This window comes from Nocardioides abyssi (assembly GCF_030412915.1).
Classification (GTDB): domain Bacteria; phylum Actinomycetota; class Actinomycetes; order Propionibacteriales; family Nocardioidaceae; genus Nocardioides; species Nocardioides abyssi.
The window spans coordinates 465,365-483,954 of record NZ_JAUHJR010000002.1; the positions used below are offsets into that span (position 1 = coordinate 465,365).

17 protein-coding genes and 1 pseudogene are annotated in these 18,590 nt (G+C 72.0%); 9 read left to right on the forward strand and 9 right to left on the reverse strand.

Annotated elements, in window-relative coordinates:
- Positions 1–23: 23 nt before the first annotated feature.
- From QWY29_RS07320 to rpmH, 8 genes are all read right to left on the reverse strand, one after another.
- On the reverse strand, positions 24–1,037 hold the full coding sequence (locus QWY29_RS07320) for a ParB/RepB/Spo0J family partition protein (RefSeq protein WP_300960083.1): 1,014 nt from the start codon (positions 1,035–1,037) through the stop codon (positions 24–26).
- Positions 1,034–1,987: a ParA family protein gene (locus QWY29_RS07325; RefSeq protein ID WP_439117399.1), complete on the reverse strand. Its 954-nt coding sequence runs from the start codon at positions 1,985–1,987 to the stop codon at positions 1,034–1,036. Before QWY29_RS07325 ends, QWY29_RS07320 begins: the two co-directional genes overlap by 4 nt.
- A gap of 155 nt (positions 1,988–2,142) precedes the next feature.
- On the reverse strand, positions 2,143–2,829 hold the full coding sequence (rsmG, locus tag QWY29_RS07330; protein WP_439117400.1) for a 16S rRNA (guanine(527)-N(7))-methyltransferase RsmG: 687 nt from the start codon (positions 2,827–2,829) through the stop codon (positions 2,143–2,145).
- Between the two features lie 117 nt (positions 2,830–2,946).
- Positions 2,947–3,495, reverse strand: coding sequence for a Jag family protein (locus tag QWY29_RS07335; protein WP_300960086.1), 549 nt, complete (start codon positions 3,493–3,495; stop codon positions 2,947–2,949).
- Complete coding sequence (yidC, locus tag QWY29_RS07340) at positions 3,492–4,487, reverse strand: membrane protein insertase YidC (protein ID WP_300960087.1); 996 nt, start codon at positions 4,485–4,487, stop codon at positions 3,492–3,494. The genes QWY29_RS07335 and yidC overlap by 4 nt, the downstream gene beginning before the upstream one ends.
- Positions 4,488–4,490: 3 nt before the next feature.
- Complete coding sequence (gene yidD, locus QWY29_RS07345) at positions 4,491–4,745, reverse strand: membrane protein insertion efficiency factor YidD (protein WP_300960089.1); 255 nt, start codon at positions 4,743–4,745, stop codon at positions 4,491–4,493.
- A complete protein-coding gene (gene rnpA / locus QWY29_RS07350; protein ID WP_300960090.1) occupies positions 4,742–5,104 on the reverse strand; it encodes a ribonuclease P protein component in 363 nt (120 codons plus the stop codon). The genes yidD and rnpA overlap by 4 nt, the downstream gene beginning before the upstream one ends.
- Positions 5,105–5,142: 38 nt before the next feature.
- Positions 5,143–5,280: a 50S ribosomal protein L34 gene (gene rpmH, locus QWY29_RS07355; protein ID WP_011758123.1), complete on the reverse strand. Its 138-nt coding sequence runs from the start codon at positions 5,278–5,280 to the stop codon at positions 5,143–5,145.
- A gap of 559 nt (positions 5,281–5,839) precedes the next feature.
- On the opposite strand from rpmH, the gene dnaA reads away from it, so the two are divergent.
- Positions 5,840–7,360 carry a chromosomal replication initiator protein DnaA gene (gene dnaA / locus QWY29_RS07360; protein WP_439117411.1) on the forward strand — a complete coding sequence of 507 codons (1,521 nt, stop codon included), beginning with the start codon at positions 5,840–5,842 and terminating at the stop codon, positions 7,358–7,360.
- A 72-nt stretch (positions 7,361–7,432) separates the two neighbouring features.
- On the opposite strand, the gene QWY29_RS07365 is transcribed toward dnaA, so the two are convergent.
- On the reverse strand, positions 7,433–7,879 hold the full coding sequence (locus QWY29_RS07365; protein ID WP_300960094.1) for a MarR family winged helix-turn-helix transcriptional regulator: 447 nt from the start codon (positions 7,877–7,879) through the stop codon (positions 7,433–7,435).
- A 43-nt stretch (positions 7,880–7,922) separates the two neighbouring features.
- Between QWY29_RS07365 and QWY29_RS07370 the strand changes: the two genes are divergently transcribed.
- The 8 genes and pseudogenes from QWY29_RS07370 (at position 7,923) to QWY29_RS07405 (ending at position 18,526) form a co-directional block, all read left to right on the forward strand.
- A complete protein-coding gene (locus QWY29_RS07370; protein ID WP_300960393.1) occupies positions 7,923–8,348 on the forward strand; it encodes an organic hydroperoxide resistance protein in 426 nt (141 codons plus the stop codon).
- A gap of 455 nt (positions 8,349–8,803) precedes the next feature.
- Positions 8,804–9,949 (forward strand): DNA polymerase III subunit beta, encoded by a 1,146-nt coding sequence (gene dnaN, locus QWY29_RS07375; RefSeq protein ID WP_300960095.1) that lies wholly within the window; start codon positions 8,804–8,806, stop codon positions 9,947–9,949.
- 49 nt (positions 9,950–9,998) lie between these two features.
- A pseudogene (gene gnd, locus QWY29_RS07380) lies at positions 9,999–11,006 on the forward strand (phosphogluconate dehydrogenase (NAD(+)-dependent, decarboxylating)); the annotation flags it as partial.
- Positions 11,007–11,016: 10 nt separating this feature from the next.
- A complete protein-coding gene (recF, locus tag QWY29_RS07385; RefSeq protein WP_300960097.1) occupies positions 11,017–12,171 on the forward strand; it encodes a DNA replication/repair protein RecF in 1,155 nt (384 codons plus the stop codon).
- Positions 12,164–12,754, forward strand: a complete 591-nt coding sequence (locus QWY29_RS07390; protein ID WP_300960098.1) for a DciA family protein — start codon at positions 12,164–12,166, stop codon at positions 12,752–12,754. Before recF ends, QWY29_RS07390 begins: the two co-directional genes overlap by 8 nt.
- A gap of 249 nt (positions 12,755–13,003) precedes the next feature.
- Positions 13,004–15,148, forward strand: a complete 2,145-nt coding sequence (gyrB, locus tag QWY29_RS07395) for a DNA topoisomerase (ATP-hydrolyzing) subunit B (protein ID WP_439117401.1) — start codon at positions 13,004–13,006, stop codon at positions 15,146–15,148.
- Positions 15,149–15,221: 73 nt separating this feature from the next.
- Positions 15,222–18,008, forward strand: coding sequence for a DNA gyrase subunit A (gyrA, locus tag QWY29_RS07400; RefSeq protein ID WP_300960099.1), 2,787 nt, complete (start codon positions 15,222–15,224; stop codon positions 18,006–18,008).
- Positions 18,008–18,526, forward strand: a complete 519-nt coding sequence (locus QWY29_RS07405; RefSeq protein WP_300960101.1) for a DUF3566 domain-containing protein — start codon at positions 18,008–18,010, stop codon at positions 18,524–18,526. Before gyrA ends, QWY29_RS07405 begins: the two co-directional genes overlap by 1 nt.
- Positions 18,527–18,590: the final 64 nt, after the last annotated feature.

Consider the following 18,590-nt stretch of genomic DNA (forward strand, 5'->3'; position numbering starts at 1 on the left):
CAAACTGACAAAGCGATGTAACGTCAAATCACCCGGTCCTGGCGGTTGCGCGGGTCCATCACGTCGGCGATCCGGCGCAGGTCCTCGACCGAGGCGAACTCCACCGTGATCCGGCCCTTGGTGCGACCGACGTCGATCTTCACCCGGGTGTCGAGCCGGTCCGAGAGCCGCTCGACCAGGTCGTCGACGTCGGCGGCGGTCGCACGCGCGGACGCGCGCGAGGCACGCTTGGGGGACCCGGTCTCGCCGACCGCGACGATCTCCTCGAGCCCACGGACGCTGATGCCCTCGGCGACCACCCGCTGGGCGAGCCGGTCCTGGAGGTCGGCGTCGTCGACGGCGAGCAGCGACCGGGCGTGGCCGGCCGACAGCACGCCCGCCGCGACGCGCCTCTGCACCGCAGGGCTGAGCCGCATCAGCCGCAGCGTGTTGCTGATCTGCGGCCGCGAGCGGCCGATCCGCTGCGCGAGCTCCTCGTGGGTGCAGCCGAAGTCCTCGAGCAGCTGGGCGTACGCCGCCGCCTCCTCGAGCGGGTTGAGCTCGGAGCGGTGGAGGTTCTCCAGGAGCGCGTCCCGGAGCATGTCGATGTCCTCGGTCTCGCGGACGATCGCCGGGATCCGTTCCAGGCCGGCCTCCTGGGAGGCGCGCCAGCGGCGCTCGCCCATGACCAGCTCGTAGGCCTCGGGCCCGGTGCGGCGCACGACGACCGGCTGGAGCAGGCCGACCTCGCGGATCGAGTGCACCAGCTCGGCCATCGCGTCCTCGTCGAAGACCTGGCGCGGCTGCACGCGGTTCGGCGTCACCTGCTCGACCGGGACCTCGGCGAAGTAGGCGCCCGCGACGGGCGCCAGCGCCTCGCCCGCGGGTCCCGTGACGTCAGCAGCCGTCGCAGCCGCTCCAGAGCCGGTGTTTCCCGTGGTGCGCGGGGGAGCGGTGTCGTCCGCGCCCACCGTGGTGTCCGCCGGAGCGGGTCCGGTGGGGATCAGCGAGCCCAGGCCGCGGCCGAGGCCCCGACGGGCAGGGGGCTTGGTGGTCACGCGCGGGCTCCCTGGGTCGTCCGAGGCTTGGTCGCGATCTCCCGGGCGGCCTCGAGGTAGCTGAGAGCACCGGGGGAGCCGGGGTCGTAGGTCATCACGGTCTGGCCGTACGACGGCGCCTCGGAGACCCGCACCGAGCGGGGGATCGCCGTGCGCAGCACCTGCGGGCCGAAGTGCTCGCGCACCTCCTCGGCCACGCCGGCGGCGAGCCGCGTGCGGGCGTCGTACATCGTGATCAGGATCGTGGAGACGTCCAGGCCCGGGTTGAGGTGTGCCTTGACCATCTCCACCGTCTCGAGCAGCTGCCCGAGACCCTCCAGCGCGTAGTACTCCGCCTGGATCGGGATGAGCATCTCGTCGCCCGCGACCAGCGCGTTCAGCGTCAGCAGGCCCAGGGAGGGTGGGCAGTCCACGATCACGTAGTCGAAGCGCTCCTCGCCGGCCTCCTCGGCGGTGCCGACGAGCGGGTGGCCGGTGATCGCCTTCTTCAGGCGGCCCTCCCGGGCGACGACGCTGACCAGCTCGATCTCGGCACCAGCCAGGTCGATGGTGGCCGGGACGACGAAGAGGCCCTTCAGCTCCTCGCTCGGCGCGATGACCTCGTCCAGGGGCACGCCGTCGACGAGCGCGTCGTACGTCGACGGCGTGCCCCGACGGTGGTCGATGCCCAACGCGGTGGAGGCGTTGCCCTGGGGGTCGAGGTCGATGACCAGCACCCGCTGGCCGAGCTGGGCCAGCGCGGCGGCGACGTTCACCGTGGACGTCGTCTTGCCGACGCCGCCCTTCTGGTTCGCCACCACGAACACCCGGGTGGCGTCCGGACGGGGGACGGACGGCCGGCTGCGCGCGCCCTGACGCGCGATGATGCTGTGCTGAGCCGCCTTGGCCAGGGGAGTCTGGTCGTCCTCGAACCCCGTGCCGTACGCCGCGAGGTCGGCGGCGGTGCGCACCGTGAAACCACGTGCAGGGGTTGTTTCACGTGAAACGTCGCTGGGGTCCGGCACGGACGGCTCCTGTGGACAAACTCGGTGGATCTGTGGACAGCCACGCTCAGCGAGGTCGTTCGAGCGGTGGATAACTCTGGGGACGGGGATCCCGCTACCGGTCAGCGTCGCTTCCGCGAGGACCGGCCGCGCTTGCCGGCAGGACCGCGTGGGGCGTCCGCCGCTGTGGCCGGCGGCCACGATACCGACGCCGGATCGGCCCACGAAACCCGGACGGCACCGGTCGACTCCGCCAGCACGCCGACGCCCAGCTCGCGCACCTCCGGCGGGGCGCACCCGAGCCGCCGGAGCACCGGCTCGGCCTCGACGATCTCCTCGTGGACCGTCGCGCCCTTCATCGCGACGAGCGCGCCGCGGGCGTCGACCAGGGGCATGGACCACTCGAGCAGGCGCCCGAGGGGCGCCACCGCACGGGAGGTGACGACGTCGAACCGTCGCGTGCCGTGCAGCGCATCGGCCCGACCGCGGACCACCTCGACCCGGTCGAGGCCGAGCGTCTCGACCACCTCGGTGAGGAACGTCGTGCGCCGCAGCAAGGGCTCGATCAGGGTCACCGAGAGGTCCGGGCGTGCGACGGCCAGGACGATGCCGGGCAGTCCTGCGCCCGAGCCGATGTCGGCGACCGCGGCGCCCTCCGGCACCCACTCGCCGAGCACGGCGCAGTTGAGCACGTGTCGGGTCCACAGGCGGGGGGCCTCGCGAGGACCGATCAGGCCCCGGAGGACCCCGTCGGTGGCGAGCAGGGCGGCGTACCGCTCCGCCAGCGGCAACCGGCCCGATGCGAACACCCTCCGCGCCTCGTCGGGCACGGAGGGTGTTTCACGTGAAACGTCGTCGCTCATCGCTCAGTGCTCGCCGAGGATCGGCGGGGGTCAGCGGGTCGGACGGTCATCGCCGGGGGAGGGTCACGCCGGGAGCACGACGACGTGCCGCCGGGGCTCGACGCCCTCGGACTCCGACGCGAGACCGGCCGCGGCCACCGCGTCGTGCACGACCTTGCGCTCGAAGGGCGACATCGGGTCGAGCGAGACCGGCGCGCCGGACTCCTTCACCCGGGCGACCGTCTCCGCGGCCAGGGCCACCAGCTGCTCGCGCTTCTGCGCGCGGTAGCCGGAGATGTCCAGCATCAGCCGCGAGCGCTCGCCGGTCTCGCGGTAGACCGCGAGCCGGGTCAGCTCCTGCAGGGCGTCGAGGACCTCGCCGTCGCGGCCGACCAGCTGGGTCAGCTCCGCACCGACGATGGAGACCACCGCACGGTCGCCCTCGACGTCCATGTCGAGGTCACCGTCGAGGTCGGCGATGTCGAGCAGCTCCTCGAGGTAGTCCGCGGCGATGTCGCCCTCGGCCTCGAGCTGCTCGACGCGCGAGGGCCGGGCCTCGGTCGACCCGTCCTCGGCCTGCTCCGTCGCCGGCGCGTCCGGGGTGACCTCGATCTGCTCGCTGGTCTCGCTCACTTCTGCTTCCCACCTTCGGTCCTGCCGCCGGACGGGCGCTGCCCGCCGCCGGACTTGCGTTGCTGTCGGGTCTGCTTGCGCGGCTGCTGCCGCTGCGTGGGGCGCCGCTCCTCGGGCTCGGGCGCGGCCTCGACCGCAGTCGCCTCGACCGGCTCACCCTTGCGGGCAGCCTTCGCCCGGTCGCGCTCCTGCTTCGCCGCGAACGCCGGCGTGCCCGGGGCGGGGTTGTTGCGGATGACGTAGAACTGCTGGCCCATGGTCCACAGGTTCGAGGTGGTCCAGTAGAAGAGCACACCGATCGGGAACGCGATGCCGCCGACGGCGAAGACCACCGGCAGCACGTAGAGCAGCATCTTCTGCTGCTGGGCGTAGGGGCCGGTCAGGGCGTCGGCCGGCATGTTCTTGCTCATCAGCTGGCGCTGGGTGAGGAACGTGGTCGCCGTCATCGCCACGACCAGCACGGCCGCGAGCAGCATGACGCCGATGTGGCCGTCGGCGTTGAGGAAGGTGTCGGCGATCGGGATGCGCCCGAAGAGCTCCGCACCGCCGAAGCTCTCCGCGCGCGCCTCGGTGAGCACGCCGTGCGCCCGACCGTCCGCCGCCTGGTCGATGAGCCGGAACAGCGCGAAGAAGATCGGCATCTGCAGGAGGATCGGCAGGCAGGAGGCGAACGGGTTGGTGCCCGCGTCCTTGTAGAGCTTCATCGTCTCCTGGGCGAGACGCTCCCGGTCGTGACCGTACTTCTTCTGCAGCTCCTTGACCTTGGGCTGGATCAGCTGCATGTTCCGGCTGGACTTGATCTGCTTGACGAACAGCGGGATCAGCGCAGCCCGGATCACCAGCGTCAGGCCGACGATCGACAGCACCCACGCCATGCCGCCGTCGGCGGGCAGCACCTTGCCGAGCAGCGTGTGGAAGCCGACCAGGACCACCGAGATCACGTAGTACAGCGGCGTCATGATGAAGTTGCCGATGTCGCCCAGAAATCCCATGGGTCAGGCTCCTTGGTTCGGTGAGGGAGAGGGTCCCGCACTGGTGCGGGGAGGAACGGGGTCGTAGCCGCCGGCGGCCCACGGGTGGCACCGCCCGAGCCGCCGCACCGCCATCCACGAACCACGGATGCTCCCGTGGACCGTCACCGACTCCAGCGCGTAGGCCGAGCAGGACGGGTGGTAGCGGCAGACCTGGCCGTAGAGCGGGCTGATCACGGCCCGGTAGGCACGCAGCAGCGCGATGAGCACGTGCTTCACGCCGGCACCGGGGCCGTCCGCGCCAGCACCTTGCGCAGTCCGTGCGCCAGGTCGGCGCCCAGGACGTCGTACGACGCCCCGGCGGCCGCGGGGAGCGCGCGCACCACGAGCACAGCAGAGCCCGGGAGCGACGAGACGTGCTCCCGGGCCAGGTGTCGCAGACGGCGCTTCACGCGGTTGCGGGTGACGGCGTCGCCGACCGCCTTGCTCACGACGAAGCCCACACGGGGCGGGTCGTCGTGGCCCGGACCGGGGGTCCACAGGTGGACCACCAGTGTGCGCGACCCCGCTCGCTCCCCGGCACGGGCGGCGACGCGGAACGAGTCCGCGTCGACCAGCCGGTGCGCCGAGGGGAGCACAGCGGGGTCGGAGCTGGGCGGCGGTGCGGCGGCGGCCGTCAGACGGCCAGGCTCTTGCGGCCCTTGCGGCGGCGCGAGGAGAGGATGGCGCGACCGGCACGGGTGCGCATGCGCAGGCGGAAGCCGTGCACCTTGTGACGGCGACGGTTGTTCGGCTGGTACGTACGCTTGCTCACGAGCTCTTCCTTCGGTGGTGGTTCGGGACATCGACCCCGGCGGGATCGGCAGTGCCGTCACGGATCGTGCTGCCACGTTCTGTGACCTTCTTCGGCTGGCACCGCCCACCCACGCGAGACTCGGGCTCCCGTGGACGTGCGGCACCGGTCGACACCGGGCGACCGGCCAACGGTACGCGGAGCCGAATCCCAGGGTCAAACCGGCGAGCGGAGCCTGGAGCACTCCGTCGGAGCCAGCGTACGGGCCTGTGGATGACGGCTTGCCGGTGGCGTGAGGCCGGGGTTAGGTTCAGGGCCGTCGAGATTCCCCTCCGGCCGGCCGCGGATGCTCCTGACCCGCGGTGGTGACCTGGGTCACGGATGTTGTCAACAAGCGTCTGACCTGGGAAAACAGCGATTCGCCACGAATCCGGCCGGGTCTCGACCAGACTCCTCCACAGCGAGCGGGTCGCGTTCACAACCTGTGGACAAAGCTGTGGAACATCGCGAGCAGAGAGAAGGGGACCCACCCATCGTGGACCAGAGCACGCCGGACCTCGGCACCGCCTGGCGGCAGGTCGTGGACGACCTCCAGCCCCACCAGCGGGCCTGGCTGACGGCCAGCGAGCCGGTCACCCTGCACGAGAGCACCGCGATCGTGGCGGTGCCCAACGACTTCACCCGCGGCCAGCTCGAGGGGCGGCTGCGCGGCCAGCTGGAGGACGCGCTGACCGTGGCCTTCGGCCGGGAGATCCGGATCGCGGTCACCGTGAACCCCGCGCTCGACCTCGAGGCCGCGCCCGTCGCGCCCCCGGCCGAGCCGGACCCGCTGGTCGTCCACTCCGATGTCGATCTGTCGACTTCTCGACACGACCCGCTCGCCAACGTCCAGCCCCTGCGCCCGGACCTGGACCCGCGGCTCGGCGACCCCGCGGCCGACGCCACCGGCGGCGCGGTGCGCCGCAGCGACCCCGGCGAGGGCGGCTACCTCGGCGACAACTTCCCCGGGCACGGCGCGCACAGCGGACCGGCCGGCGGCGACCACGGGCGGCCGACCGCGCTGGAGACCCGGCTCAACCCGAAGTACACCTTCGAGACCTTCGTCATCGGCTCGTCCAACCGGTTCCCCCACGCCGCCGCCGTCGCGGTCGCCGAGGCGCCGGGCAAGGCCTACAACCCGCTGCTCGTCTACGGCGACTCCGGGCTGGGCAAGACCCACCTGCTGCACGCGATCGGGCACTACGTCCGGAGCCTCTACACCGGCGCCAAGGTGCGCTACGTGTCGAGCGAGGAGTTCACCAACGAGTTCATCAACGCGATCCGCGACGACCGGCAGGACCGGTTCAAGCGGCGCTACCGCGACGTGGACGTGCTGCTGATCGACGACATCCAGTTCCTGGAGGGCAAGACCCAGACCCAGGAGGAGTTCTTCCACACGTTCAACACCCTCCACAACGCCAACAAGCAGATCGTGCTGACCTCCGACCGGGCGCCCAAGCGGCTCGAGGCCCTGGAGGACCGGTTGCGCAACCGCTTCGAGTGGGGGCTCATCACCGACGTCCAGCCCCCGGACCTCGAGACGCGGATCGCGATCCTGCGCAAGAAGGCCGCGATGGACCGGCTCACCGCACCGCCGGACGTGCTGGAGTTCATCGCCTCCAAGATCCAGACCAACATCCGCGAGCTCGAGGGCGCGCTGATCCGGGTCACGGCCTTCGCGAACCTCAACCGGCAGGAGGTCGACATGACCCTCGCCGAGATCGTCCTGAAGGACCTGATCCCCGAGGGCGGCGAGCCGGAGATCACCGCCGGGCTGATCATCGCCCAGACCGCGGCCTACTTCGGGCTCTCGATCGACGAGCTCACCGGGCCCAGCCGCGGCCGGCACCTGGTGATGGCCCGCCAGATCGCGATGTACCTGTGCCGCGAGCTCACCGACCTCTCGCTGCCCAAGATCGGCGCCCAGTTCGGCAACCGCGACCACACGACCGTGATGTACGCCGACCGCAAGATCAACCAGCTGCTCGCCGAGCGTCGCGCGGTGTTCAACCAGGTCAGCGAGCTGACCAACCGCGTGAAGATGCAGGCCCGCCAGGGCTGACGGCCGACCGCCCACCCGGCGACCGGCCACCGGCCACCTCACCGGCCACTCACCGGCCGGCTCCGGCCCGGGTCAGCCGGCCGAGGCGTCGAGCCCGCGCAGCAGCGTGCCCAGGTCGCGGCGCAGCCGCAGCAGCTCCTCGACCGAGAGCCCCATCCCCTCCAGCAGGCGGCCGGGGACGTCGGCGACCCGGTCGCGCAGGGCCAGGCCCGCGGCGGTGGGCTCGACGAGCACCCGGCGCTCGTCGGCGGGGTCGCGCCGGCGCGAGACGTGCCCGGCGGCCTCCAACCGCTTCAGCAGCGGCGTGAGCGTCCCGGAGTCCAGCCGCAGGCGTCGCCCGAGGTCGCCGACGCTCACCGGGCCGTCGGCCTCCCACAGCGCCAGCAGCGTGAGGTACTGCGGATAGGTCAGCCCCACGTCGGCCAGCAGGTCGGCGTACCGCTGCGTCACGGCGCGCGTGGCGGCGTACAGCGGGAAGCAGAGCTGCTCGTCCAGGGCCAGCTGGGGGTGGTCGGTCACGGGACCAGGCTACCCCTTGTGCAATTCGATTGTGCACAATAGATTGGTGCACATGAAGACTCTCTACACCGCCAGCGCCGCCGCGACCGGGGACGGCCGCAACGGCCACGTCCAGTCCACCGACGGCCTCATCGACACCGACGTCCGCACCCCCACCGAGATGGGCGGCCCGGGCGGGGCGACCAACCCCGAGCAGCTCTTCGCCGCGGGGTACGCCGCGTGCTTCCACTCCGCGCTCAAGCTCGTCGCGGGCAAGGCCGGCGCCGACACGACCGACTCCGAGGTCGTCGCCGACGTCTCAATCGGCCCGAACGACGAGGGCGGCTTCGGCCTCGCGGTGCAGCTCGAGGTGACCCTGCCCCAGGTCGACGGCGACCGGGCCCGCGAGCTCGTGGAGCAGGCCCACCAGGTCTGCCCCTACTCCAACGCGACCCGCGGCAACGTCGAGGTCACCCTCACCGTGGCCTGATCCCACAGGCCTCCTCCACAGGCGACGGAGCGACGTCCTTGTCGTTCCCGCTGTGGACCAGCCCGCCCCGACACCCCGAACTACACGGGGAGGATCTGGGGACAACCGGGCGGACCCGCACGCACCGACGGCCGGGCTCCACACCAGGAGCCCGGCCGTCGCGCGTGGATCCACAGCCCCTGTGAGTCTCGAGTGCACCGCACGACCTGCGACAACGCGCTCCATCCACAGTTTCCACCGCACCTATGACTCCTCCCTACCTCCAGACATCTCGATCCCCCGTGGAACTCCACCCGGCCCTCCACCCTGGGGACGACGAGCGACGAGCCCGGATCCAGGACCGCCCGGCTCCACAGGCAGGGGCCGCGGGCAAACCACACCGAACCTCCCGCGCCCCGACCCCACGTGGCAGGATGCGCATCCCGTCCTGCCCCTGACCTGAAGGACCACGAATCGTGAAGTTCCGCGTCGACCGCGACGTGCTCGCGGATGCCGTCGCCTGGGCTGCCCGCAGCCTGCCGGTCCGACCGAGCGTTCCGGTGCTCGCCGGCCTGCTCATCGACGCGACGGACGACGGCCTCGTGCTCTCGACCTTCGACTACGAGACCTCGGCCCGCGCGACGCTGAGCGCCGAGGTCAGCGACGAGGGTCGGGCCCTGGTCAGCGGCCGGCTGCTCTCCGACATCTGCCGCAGCCTGCCGAGCAAGCCGGTCGAGATGACCCTCGACGGCGCCCGCGTCTCGCTGACCTGCGGCTCGGCGCGCTTCAGCCTGCAGACGATGCCGGTCGAGGACTACCCCTCGCTCCCGGAGATGCCGGCGGCGACCGGCACGGTGCAGAGCGACGAGTTCGCCCACGCGGTCGCCCAGGCCGTGACCGCGGCGGGCCGCGACGACATGCTCCCGGTGCTCACCGGCGTGCGGATCGAGATCGACGGCTCGACGATCTCGCTGCTGGCCACCGACCGCTTCCGGCTCTCCCAGCGCGAGCTGGGCTGGGACCCGCGCACCCCCGACGAGACCGCCGCCGCGCTCGTGCCGGCCAAGGTGCTCGGCGACACCGCCAAGTCGCTGACCGCCGGCAGCGAGGTCACCATCGCGCTGGCGGCCACCGGCTCCGGCGAGGGCATCATCGGCTTCGAGGGCAACGCGCCCGGCGGCGTACGACGCACCACCACGCGCCTGCTGGACGGGGAGTTCCCCAAGGTCCGCAGCCTCTTCCCCAACGAGCACCTCACGGTCGCCCGGGTCGAGAAGGCCGCGCTGGTCGAGTCGGTCAAGCGCGTCGCCCTGGTCGCCGAGCGCAACACCGCGGTGCAGCTGGCCTTCAGCGAGGGCGTGCTCACCCTCGACGCGGGCTCCGGCGACGAGGCGCAGGCCTCGGAGTCGATCGAGGCGCAGGTCGACGGCGAGGACATCACGACCGGCTTCAACCCGCAGTTCCTGCTCGACGGGCTGACCGCGATCGACCAGCCGGTCGTCGAGCTCGCCTTCACCCAGGCGTCCAAGCCGGTGGTGATCAGCGGGGCCGCACCCGAGGGCGCGGAGGCGGCCGACCCGGGCTTCCGCTACCTGCTGATGCCGCGACGACTCCTGTCCTGAGACCCGGCCGCGGGGGTGGGTACCGTCCGACGTACGGCCTGATCCCCCCAGCCCTCACAGGAGGAAGCAGATGGACCTCGGACTCGTCGGCCTCGGCAAGATGGGCGGCAACATGCGCGAGCGCCTGCGCCGCGCCGGCCACACCGTCGTCGGCTACGACCGCAACCCGGACGTGAGCGACTCCTCGTCGCTCGAGGACATGGTCTCCCGGCTGCCCTCCCCCAAGGTCGTCTGGGTGATGGTCCCCGCCGGTGAGGCGACCCGGGCCACCGTCACCGAGCTGGCCGGGCTGCTGGACGAGGGCGACCTGGTCATCGACGGCGGCAACTCCCGCTGGACCGACGACCTCGCGCACGCCGAGCAGCTGGCCGAGAAGGGAATCGGCTTCGTCGACTGCGGCGTCTCCGGCGGTGTCTGGGGCCTGGAGAACGGCTACGCCCTGATGTACGGCGGCGACCCCGACGACGTCGCGAAGGCCCAGCCGGTCTTCGACGCGCTCAAGCCCGAGGGCGACTTCGGCTCCGTGCACGCCGGCAAGGTCGGCGCCGGCCACTTCTCCAAGATGGTCCACAACGGCATCGAGTACGCGATCATGCAGTCCTACGCCGAGGGCTGGGAGCTGCTCGAGAAGGTCGACATGGTGGAGAACGTCACCGAGGTGATGCGCTCCTGGCGCGAGGGCACGGTCATCCGGTCCTGGCTGCTCGACCTGCTGGTCGCCGCGCTCGACCAGGAGCCCGGCCTCGAGGGCATCCGCGGCTACGCCGAGGACTCCGGCGAGGGCCGGTGGACGGTCGAGGCCGGCATCGAGCACGCGGTGGCGACCCCCGCGATCACCGCGGCCCTCTACGCGCGGTTCGTGTCCCGCCAGGACGACTCGCCGGCGATGAAGGCCGTCGCGGCCATGCGCAACCAGTTCGGCGGGCACGCGATGCAGACCGCCGCCCCCAAGGGCGGGGACGCGGCGGGCACCGCCGCCGACGCGGGTGCGCCCGACCAGGCCGGCTCGGCGCGCGAGGCCGGGTCCGGCGACGGCTCGGCGCCCGCGGAGAGCTAGCCGGACCCACGTGCACGTCTCCCACCTCACCCTGCACGACTTCCGCTCCTACGCCTCCGTCGACGTCGAGCTCGGTCCGGGCGTCACCGCGTTCGTCGGCCGCAACGGGCAGGGCAAGACCAACCTGGTCGAGGCGGTGGACTACCTCTCGCGGCTCAGCTCGCACCGGGTCGCCAGCGACGCCCCGCTCGTGCGGGCGGGGGCCGAGAAGGCGGTCGTCCGCGCGGCGGTCGTGCGCGACGGCCGCACCGCGGTGCTCGAGGTCGAGATCAACCCGGGCCGCTCCAACCGGGCGCGGGTCAACCGCTCCCCGCTCCCCCGGGCCCGCGAGCTGGTCGGCCTGGTGCGCACGGTCGTCTTCTCCCCCGAGGACCTCACCCTCGTCAAGGGCGACCCCTCGGACCGGCGGCGGTTCCTCGACGACCTGCTGGTGCTGCGCGCGCCGCGGCTGGCCGGCGTGCGCTCGGACTACGACCGGGTGCTCAAGCAGCGCAACTCGCTGCTGAAGACCATCGGCGCCGCCCGCCGGGGCAGCTCCTCGCAGGAGGCCGCGCTCGCGACGCTCGCGGTGTGGGACGAGAACCTCGCGCGGACCGGCGCCGAGCTCCTCGCGGCCCGCCTCGACCTGGTCGAGCGGCTCGCGCCGTACGTCGGCAAGGCCTACGAGACCGTCGCCCGTGGCGCCGGCCGCGACGACGCGCGGATCGCCTACCGGCCCTCCTTCGAGCTCGGCGAGGCGCGCGACGCCGCCGGGCTGGCCGAGCGCCTCCTCGCGGAGGTGGAGCGGCGGCGCGGCGACGAGATCGACCGCGGGATCTCGCTGGTGGGCCCGCACCGCGACGACCTGCTCCTCACCCTGGCCCACGGCGGGGGCGAGCAGGAGCTGCCGGTGAAGGGGTACGCCTCGCACGGGGAGTCGTGGTCCTTCGCGCTCGCGCTGCGGCTGGCGTCCTACGACCTGTTGCGCGCCGACGGCGACGACCCGATCCTGGTGCTCGACGACGTCTTCGCCGAGCTCGACGCCGAGCGACGGGCCCAGCTCGCCGAGCTGGTGGCCGACGCGGAGCAGGTGCTGGTCACCGCCGCGGTCGGCGCGGACGTCCCCGAGGCACTGGCCGGCGCCCGGTTCACCGTCGCCGGAGGGGAGGTACGCCGCGATGGCTGACGAGCCCGACGGCGCCGGCTCCCCGAGCACCTCTCCCAGCACCCCCGACAGCCCGGGCGCCCCCGCCGCGCCCGACGCACCCGGGCCTGAGCACCGCGACGACGGGCTGGACCTCGCGCGCGCCCTGACCCGGGCGACCGCCGGCTCCACACCGCGGGCGCGACGCCGACGACCGTGGACCGAGCGGCCGCGCGGGACCCGGGTGACCGGGTCGCACCCCGACGACCGCGACCCCCAGCTGATCGACAACACCCTGGGCCGGTTGGTGGCCGAGCGCGGCTGGGAGCTCGACCTGCGCGTGCACGGCGTCTTCGGCCGATGGGGCGAGCTCGTCGGCAGCGACGTCGCGGCGCACTCCACGCCGGAGACCTTCGAGGACGGGCGGCTGGTCGTGCGCACCGACTCCACTGCCTGGGCCACCCAGCTGCGCCTGCTCGCGCCCGCCGTCGTGCGGCGGCTCAACGAGGAGCTCGGCCACGGGACGGTCACCGTCATCGAGGTGCTCGGCCCCCACGGACCGAGCTGGAAGAAGGGTCCCCGCTCGGCCAGGGACGGCCGCGGACCGCGCGACACCTACGGCTGACGTTCTGGCGATCTGGGAGCCCCGCAGCCGTACCCGCCCCTGTCCGACCCCCTGGTCGCGGCTCCTGACGCCGGTTGCGAGCCGCCTAGGGGCTCATCGAGGGCACGATCCTCCCTCGTGCCGGGGGTCGTCGCGTGTCCTGGGGCCCGTCAGGCGGTACCATGGCCGACGGGTCGCGTGCGCGCGACCTGTTCCGTGCCGGGCCGCCGTCCAGGCGGCCCGCCCCGATGCTCGAGGAAGTTGGTGGCCGTGTCCGAGGACAGCCTCTCCCCCGCCCAGTCCGAGGCAGAGCAGCAGGCCGCGGCTCACCCCGAGGCCCAGGCCGAGCAGGTCGCGGCGGTGCTGTCCTCCTCCCGGGTGGAGGGCGACTACGACGCCTCGGCCATCCAGGTCCTCGAGGGCCTCGAGGCGGTCCGCAAGCGCCCGGGCATGTACATCGGGTCCACCGGCGAGCGCGGCCTGCACCACCTCATCTGGGAGATCGTGGACAACGCGGTCGACGAGCGGATGGCCGGCTACTGCGACCGCATCGTGATCACGCTCTGCGCCGACGGCGCGATGCGCGTGGAGGACAACGGCCGCGGCATCCCGACCGACACCGCGGCCGGCCAAGAGCTGCCGGCCCTGACGCTGGCGCTGACCGTGCTGCACGCCGGTGGCAAGTTCGGCGGCGGGGGCTACAAGGTCTCCGGCGGCTTGCACGGCGTGGGCGTCTCGGTCGTCAACGCGCTGTCGACCCGCCTGGTCGCCGAGGTCCGCAACCGCGGCCACCTGTGGCGCCAGACCTTCCTGCTCGGCGTGCCCGAGGGCCCCCTGGAGCAGGTCCGGCCGATGGAGCCGGGCGAGCGCACCGGCACGACCATCACCTGGTGGGCGAGCGAGGAGATCTTCGAGACCACGACGTACTCGCTGGAGACGATCACCTCCCGCATCCGCGAGATGGCCTTCCTCAACAAGGGCCTGGAGATCGTCGTGCGCGACGAGCGCCAGGGCGCGGAGGCCGTCGCCGAGGCGGTCGAGGACGACACGGTCGCGGACGCCGTCGACGGCACCGCCGACGCCCCGACGCGCGCCGAGGGCGCGCTGGAGCAGGTCTTCAAGTACGAGCGCGGCCTCGTCGACTTCGTCGCGCACCTCAACCGCACCAAGACCCCGTCGAACCCGACCGTCATCTCCTTCGAGGCCGAGTCCCCGGCCGAGGTCGAGAACCACATGTCGCTCGAGGTCGCGATGCAGTGGACCGAGACCTACAACGAGTCGGTCCACACCTTCGCCAACGCGATCAACACCGCCGAGGGCGGCACCCACGAGGAGGGCTTCCGCGCGGCGCTCACCACCCTGGTCAACTCCTGGGGCGAGGACTGGGGCCTGATGAAGAAGGCCGAGGACCGCGTCAAGGGCGAGGACATCCGCGAGGGCCTGACCGCGATCATCTCGATCAAGCTGGCCGAGCCGCAGTTCGAGGGACAGACCAAGGGCAAGCTCGGCAACACCGAGGCCAAGGGCTTCACCCAGCGCGTGGTCAACGACCAGCTCGGCGCGTGGTTCGAGCAGAACCCCGCCGAGGGCCGCGAGATCATCCGCAAGGCCCAGGCCGCCGCGCAGGCCCGCACCGCCGCGCGCAAGGCCCGCGACCTCGCCCGGGACCGCAAGGGCCTGCTCGGCAAGGCCGGCCTGCCGGGCAAGCTCTCGGACTGCCAGTCGACGAACCCCGCCGAGTGCGAGGTCTTCATCGTCGAGGGCGACTCCGCGGGCGGCTCGGCCCGCCAGGGCCGCGACCCGCGCATCCAGGCGATCCTCCCGATCCGCGGCAAGATCCTCAACGTCGAGAAGGCGCGCATCGACCGGATTCTGGGCAACCAGGAGGTGCAGTCGATCATCTCCGCGCTCGGCACGGGGATCCAGGAGGACTTCGACCTGGCGAAGCTGCGCTACCACAAGGTCGTGCTGATGGCCGACGCCGACGTGGACGGCCACCACATCAACACCCTGCTGCTGACGCTGCTGTTCCGGTTCATGAAGCCGCTCATCGACCACGGCCACGTCTACATGGCCCAGCCGCCCCTGTACCGCCTGCGGTGGAACAAGCCGCACGAGCACGAGTTCGTCTACTCCGACTCCGAGCGCGACGCGCTGCTGCGCGAGGGCCAGGCGGCCGGCAAGAAGCTGCCCAAGGAGAACCCGGTCCAGCGCTACAAGGGTCTGGGCGAGATGAACGCCAAGGAGCTGTGGGAGACCACGATGGACCCCGACCAGCGGCTGATGCTGCAGGTCACGCTCGACGACGCCGCGCAGGCCGACGAGATCTTCTCGATCCTCATGGGCGAGGACGTCGAGCAGCGGCGCTCGTTCATCCAGCGCAACGCCAAGGACGTCCGTTTCCTGGACATCTAGCCGCTCTGGCCCTCTCTGGGCCTCTCTAGAGCGCGTCCTAGACATCCGGTAGAATCAGCGAGAGAGAGCAATCGTGACCGAGACGCCCACCGACGGCGGCGGCCCGACCATCCCGACCGGCGGCCGCATCGAGCCCGTCGAGCTGCAGACCTCCATGCAGCGCGCCTACATCGACTACGCGATGGCGGTCATCGTCGGCCGGGCGCTGCCCGACGTGCGTGACGGGCTCAAGCCGGTGCACCGCCGGGTGCTCTACGCCATGTACGACGGCGGCTACCGCCCCGACCGCGGCTTCTCCAAGTGCTCGCGCGTCGTCGGCGACGTCATGGGTCAGTACCACCCGCACGGCGACACCGCGATCTACGACACCCTCGTGCGCCTGGCGCAGCCGTGGGTGATGCGCGCGCCGATGATCCAGGGCCAGGGCAACTTCGGCTCGCCGGGCAACGACGCGGCCGCGGCCATGCGGTACACCGAGTGCCGGATGGCGCCGCTGGCGCTGGAGATGGTCCGCGACATCGACGAGGAGACCGTCGACTTCCAGCCCAACTACGACGGCCGCTCCCAGGAGCCCGTCGTCCTGCCCTCGCGGATCCCGAACCTGCTGGTCAACGGCTCGGCCGGCATCGCGGTCGGCATGGCGACCAACATCCCGCCGCACAACCTGCGCGAGGTCGCCGAGGGCGCCCGCTGGGCGCTCGAGCACCCCGACGCGAGCCGCGAGGAGCTGCAGGACGCCCTGATCGAGCGGATCAAGGGCCCCGACTTCCCCAACGGCGCGCTGATCGTGGGCCACCAGGGCATCGAGCAGGCCTACCGCACCGGCCGCGGGTCGGTCACCCAGCGAGCGGTCATCGAGGTCGACGAGGACCAGCGCGGCCGCACCTGCCTGGTCATCACCGAGCTGCCGTACATGGTCAACCCCGACAACCTCGCGCTGAAGATAGCCGAGCTCGCCGACTCCGGACGCGTGCAGGGCATCGCCGACGTGCGCGACGACACCTCCGACCGCACCGGCCAGCGCCTGGTCGTCGTGCTCAAGCGCGACGCGGTCGCCCGCGTGGTGCTCAACAACCTGCTCAAGCACACCGAGCTGCAGACCAACTTCAGCGCCAACATGCTCGCGCTCGTCGACGGCGTGCCCCGCACCCTGTCGATCGACCAGTTCATCAGCAACTGGGTCGAGCACCAGATCGAGGTCATCCGGCGCCGCACCGAGTACCGCCTGCGCCGGGCCGAGGAGCGCGCCCACATCCTGCGCGGCCTGGTCAAGGCCCTCGACATGCTCGACGAGGTCATCGCCCTCATTCGACGCTCGCCCGAGGTCGACGACGCGCGCCAGGGCCTGATCCAGCTGCTCGACATCGACGAGCTCCAGGCCGACGCGATCCTCAACATGCAGCTGCGGCGCCTCGCGGCGCTCGAGCGGCAGAAGATCATCGACGAGCTCGCCGAGATCGAGCGCACCATCGCCGACCTCAACGACATCCTGGCCAACGTCACGCGCCAGCGGCAGATCGTCAGCGACGAGCTGGCCGAGATCGTCGAGAAGTACGGCGACGAGCGGCGCACCCAGATCATCGCGGCCGACGGGGACCTCTCGATGGAGGACCTCATCCCCGACGAGGACCTCGTCGTCTCCATCACCCGCGGCGGCTACGCCAAGCGGACCCGCGCCGACCAGTACCGCACCCAGAAGCGGGGCGGCAAGGGCGTGCGCGGCGCCTCGCTGCGCGGCGACGACGTCGTGGAGCACTTCATCGCCACGACCAACCACCACTGGCTGCTGTTCTTCACCACCGCGGGCCGCGTCTACCGCACCAAGGCCTACAACCTGCCCGAGGCGTCGCGCGACGCCAAGGGAGGCCACGTGGCGGGGCTGCTCAGTTTCCAGCCCGACGAGGCGATCGCGCAGGTGCTGGCGATCCGGGACTACGAGCAGGCGCCGTACCTCGTGCTGGCCACGCGCAACGGCCTGGTCAAGAAGACCCGCCTCGGCGACTACAACAGCCCGCGGCAGGCCGGCGTCATCGCGATCAACTTCCGCGAGGACGACGACGAGCTGATCGGCGCGGAGCTGGTAAACGCCGAGGACGACATCCTGCTGGTCTCCCGCAAGGGCCAGGCGATCCGCTTCCGCGCCGACGACGCGCAGCTGCGCCCGATGGGCCGTGCCACCTCGGGCGTCTCGGGCATGAAGTTCCGCGACGGCGACTCGCTGCTCTCGCTCTCGGTGATCCGCGCGGCGCAGGTCGCCGCCGAGGAGGCCGCCGGGCTCAGCGAGCAGGCGGCCGACTCCGCCGACGTCGAGGCGAGCGCCGAGGAGGTCGAGGAGGTCAAGCCGCAGTACGTCTTCACCATCACCGACGGCGGCTTCGCCAAGCGCACCCGCATCCACGAGTACCGCCTGCAGTCGCGCGGCGGCCTGGGCATCAAGGCCATGTCGCTGGCCAACGAGGAGCGCGGCGGCCTGGTCGGCGCGTTCATCGTCGAGGACGGCGACGAGGTCCTCTCGATCACCGAGAAGGGCCAGGTCGTCCGCAGCCCCATCAACGACCAGTTCCGCCCGACCGGCCGCTCGACCATGGGCGTGAAGTTCGTGACGCCGAAGTCCGGCGACGCCGTCGCGGTCGTCGCGCGGTCGGTGGAGGCCCGGGTCGAGGAGGAGGTCGCCGAGGCCGCGGACGCCGCTGCCGCGGAGGTCGCCGAGGCCGTCGTCGACGACCCGGCGGTGGAGGCCGCCGCCGTCGAGACCGCCGACCTCGAGCAGGACGTCGAGGCTGAGGAGACGGCCGATTCCGGGCCGGGTGCAACAATCGACCAGACCGACGCCACCGACGAAGGCGAGGGTGAGGACTGATGTCCGACCGCTCCACCGAGGAGACCGCCGTACGGCCGGGTCTGGGCGAGCGCCTGCAGGCGAAGCTGTCGAACGCGGCCGACGAGCACCGCGCCAACGCCGGGACGCGAGCCCCGGCCGCCGCCCCCGCCGCGGCCGGGCGCGGACCCCGGCGGGCCCGGCTGCGCCTGACCCGGGTCGACCCGTGGTCGGTCATGAAGACGGCGTTCCTGCTGTCGATCGCCTTCGCGGTCGTCACCGTCGTCTCGGTGTTCATGATCTGGTCGGTGCTCGGCGCCGCGGACGTCTGGGACTCCATCAACCGCACCGTGCAGGACGTCGTCGGCGGTGACGACGGCGGCAGCTTCGACATCAAGGACTACCTCGGCACCTCGCGCGTGCTCGGCTTCACCATGCTGGTGGCGGCCGTCGACGTGGTGCTGCTGACGGCGGTCGCGACCCTCGGGGCGTTCCTCTACAACATGGCCGCGGCGCTGCTCGGCGGCATCGAGGTCACCCTCGCGGAGGACCAGCACTGAGCAGTGCGGGGCGCTCCGGCCGACCGGCCCACCCCGTTTTGGGGGGCACTCGCAGGTCGGGTAG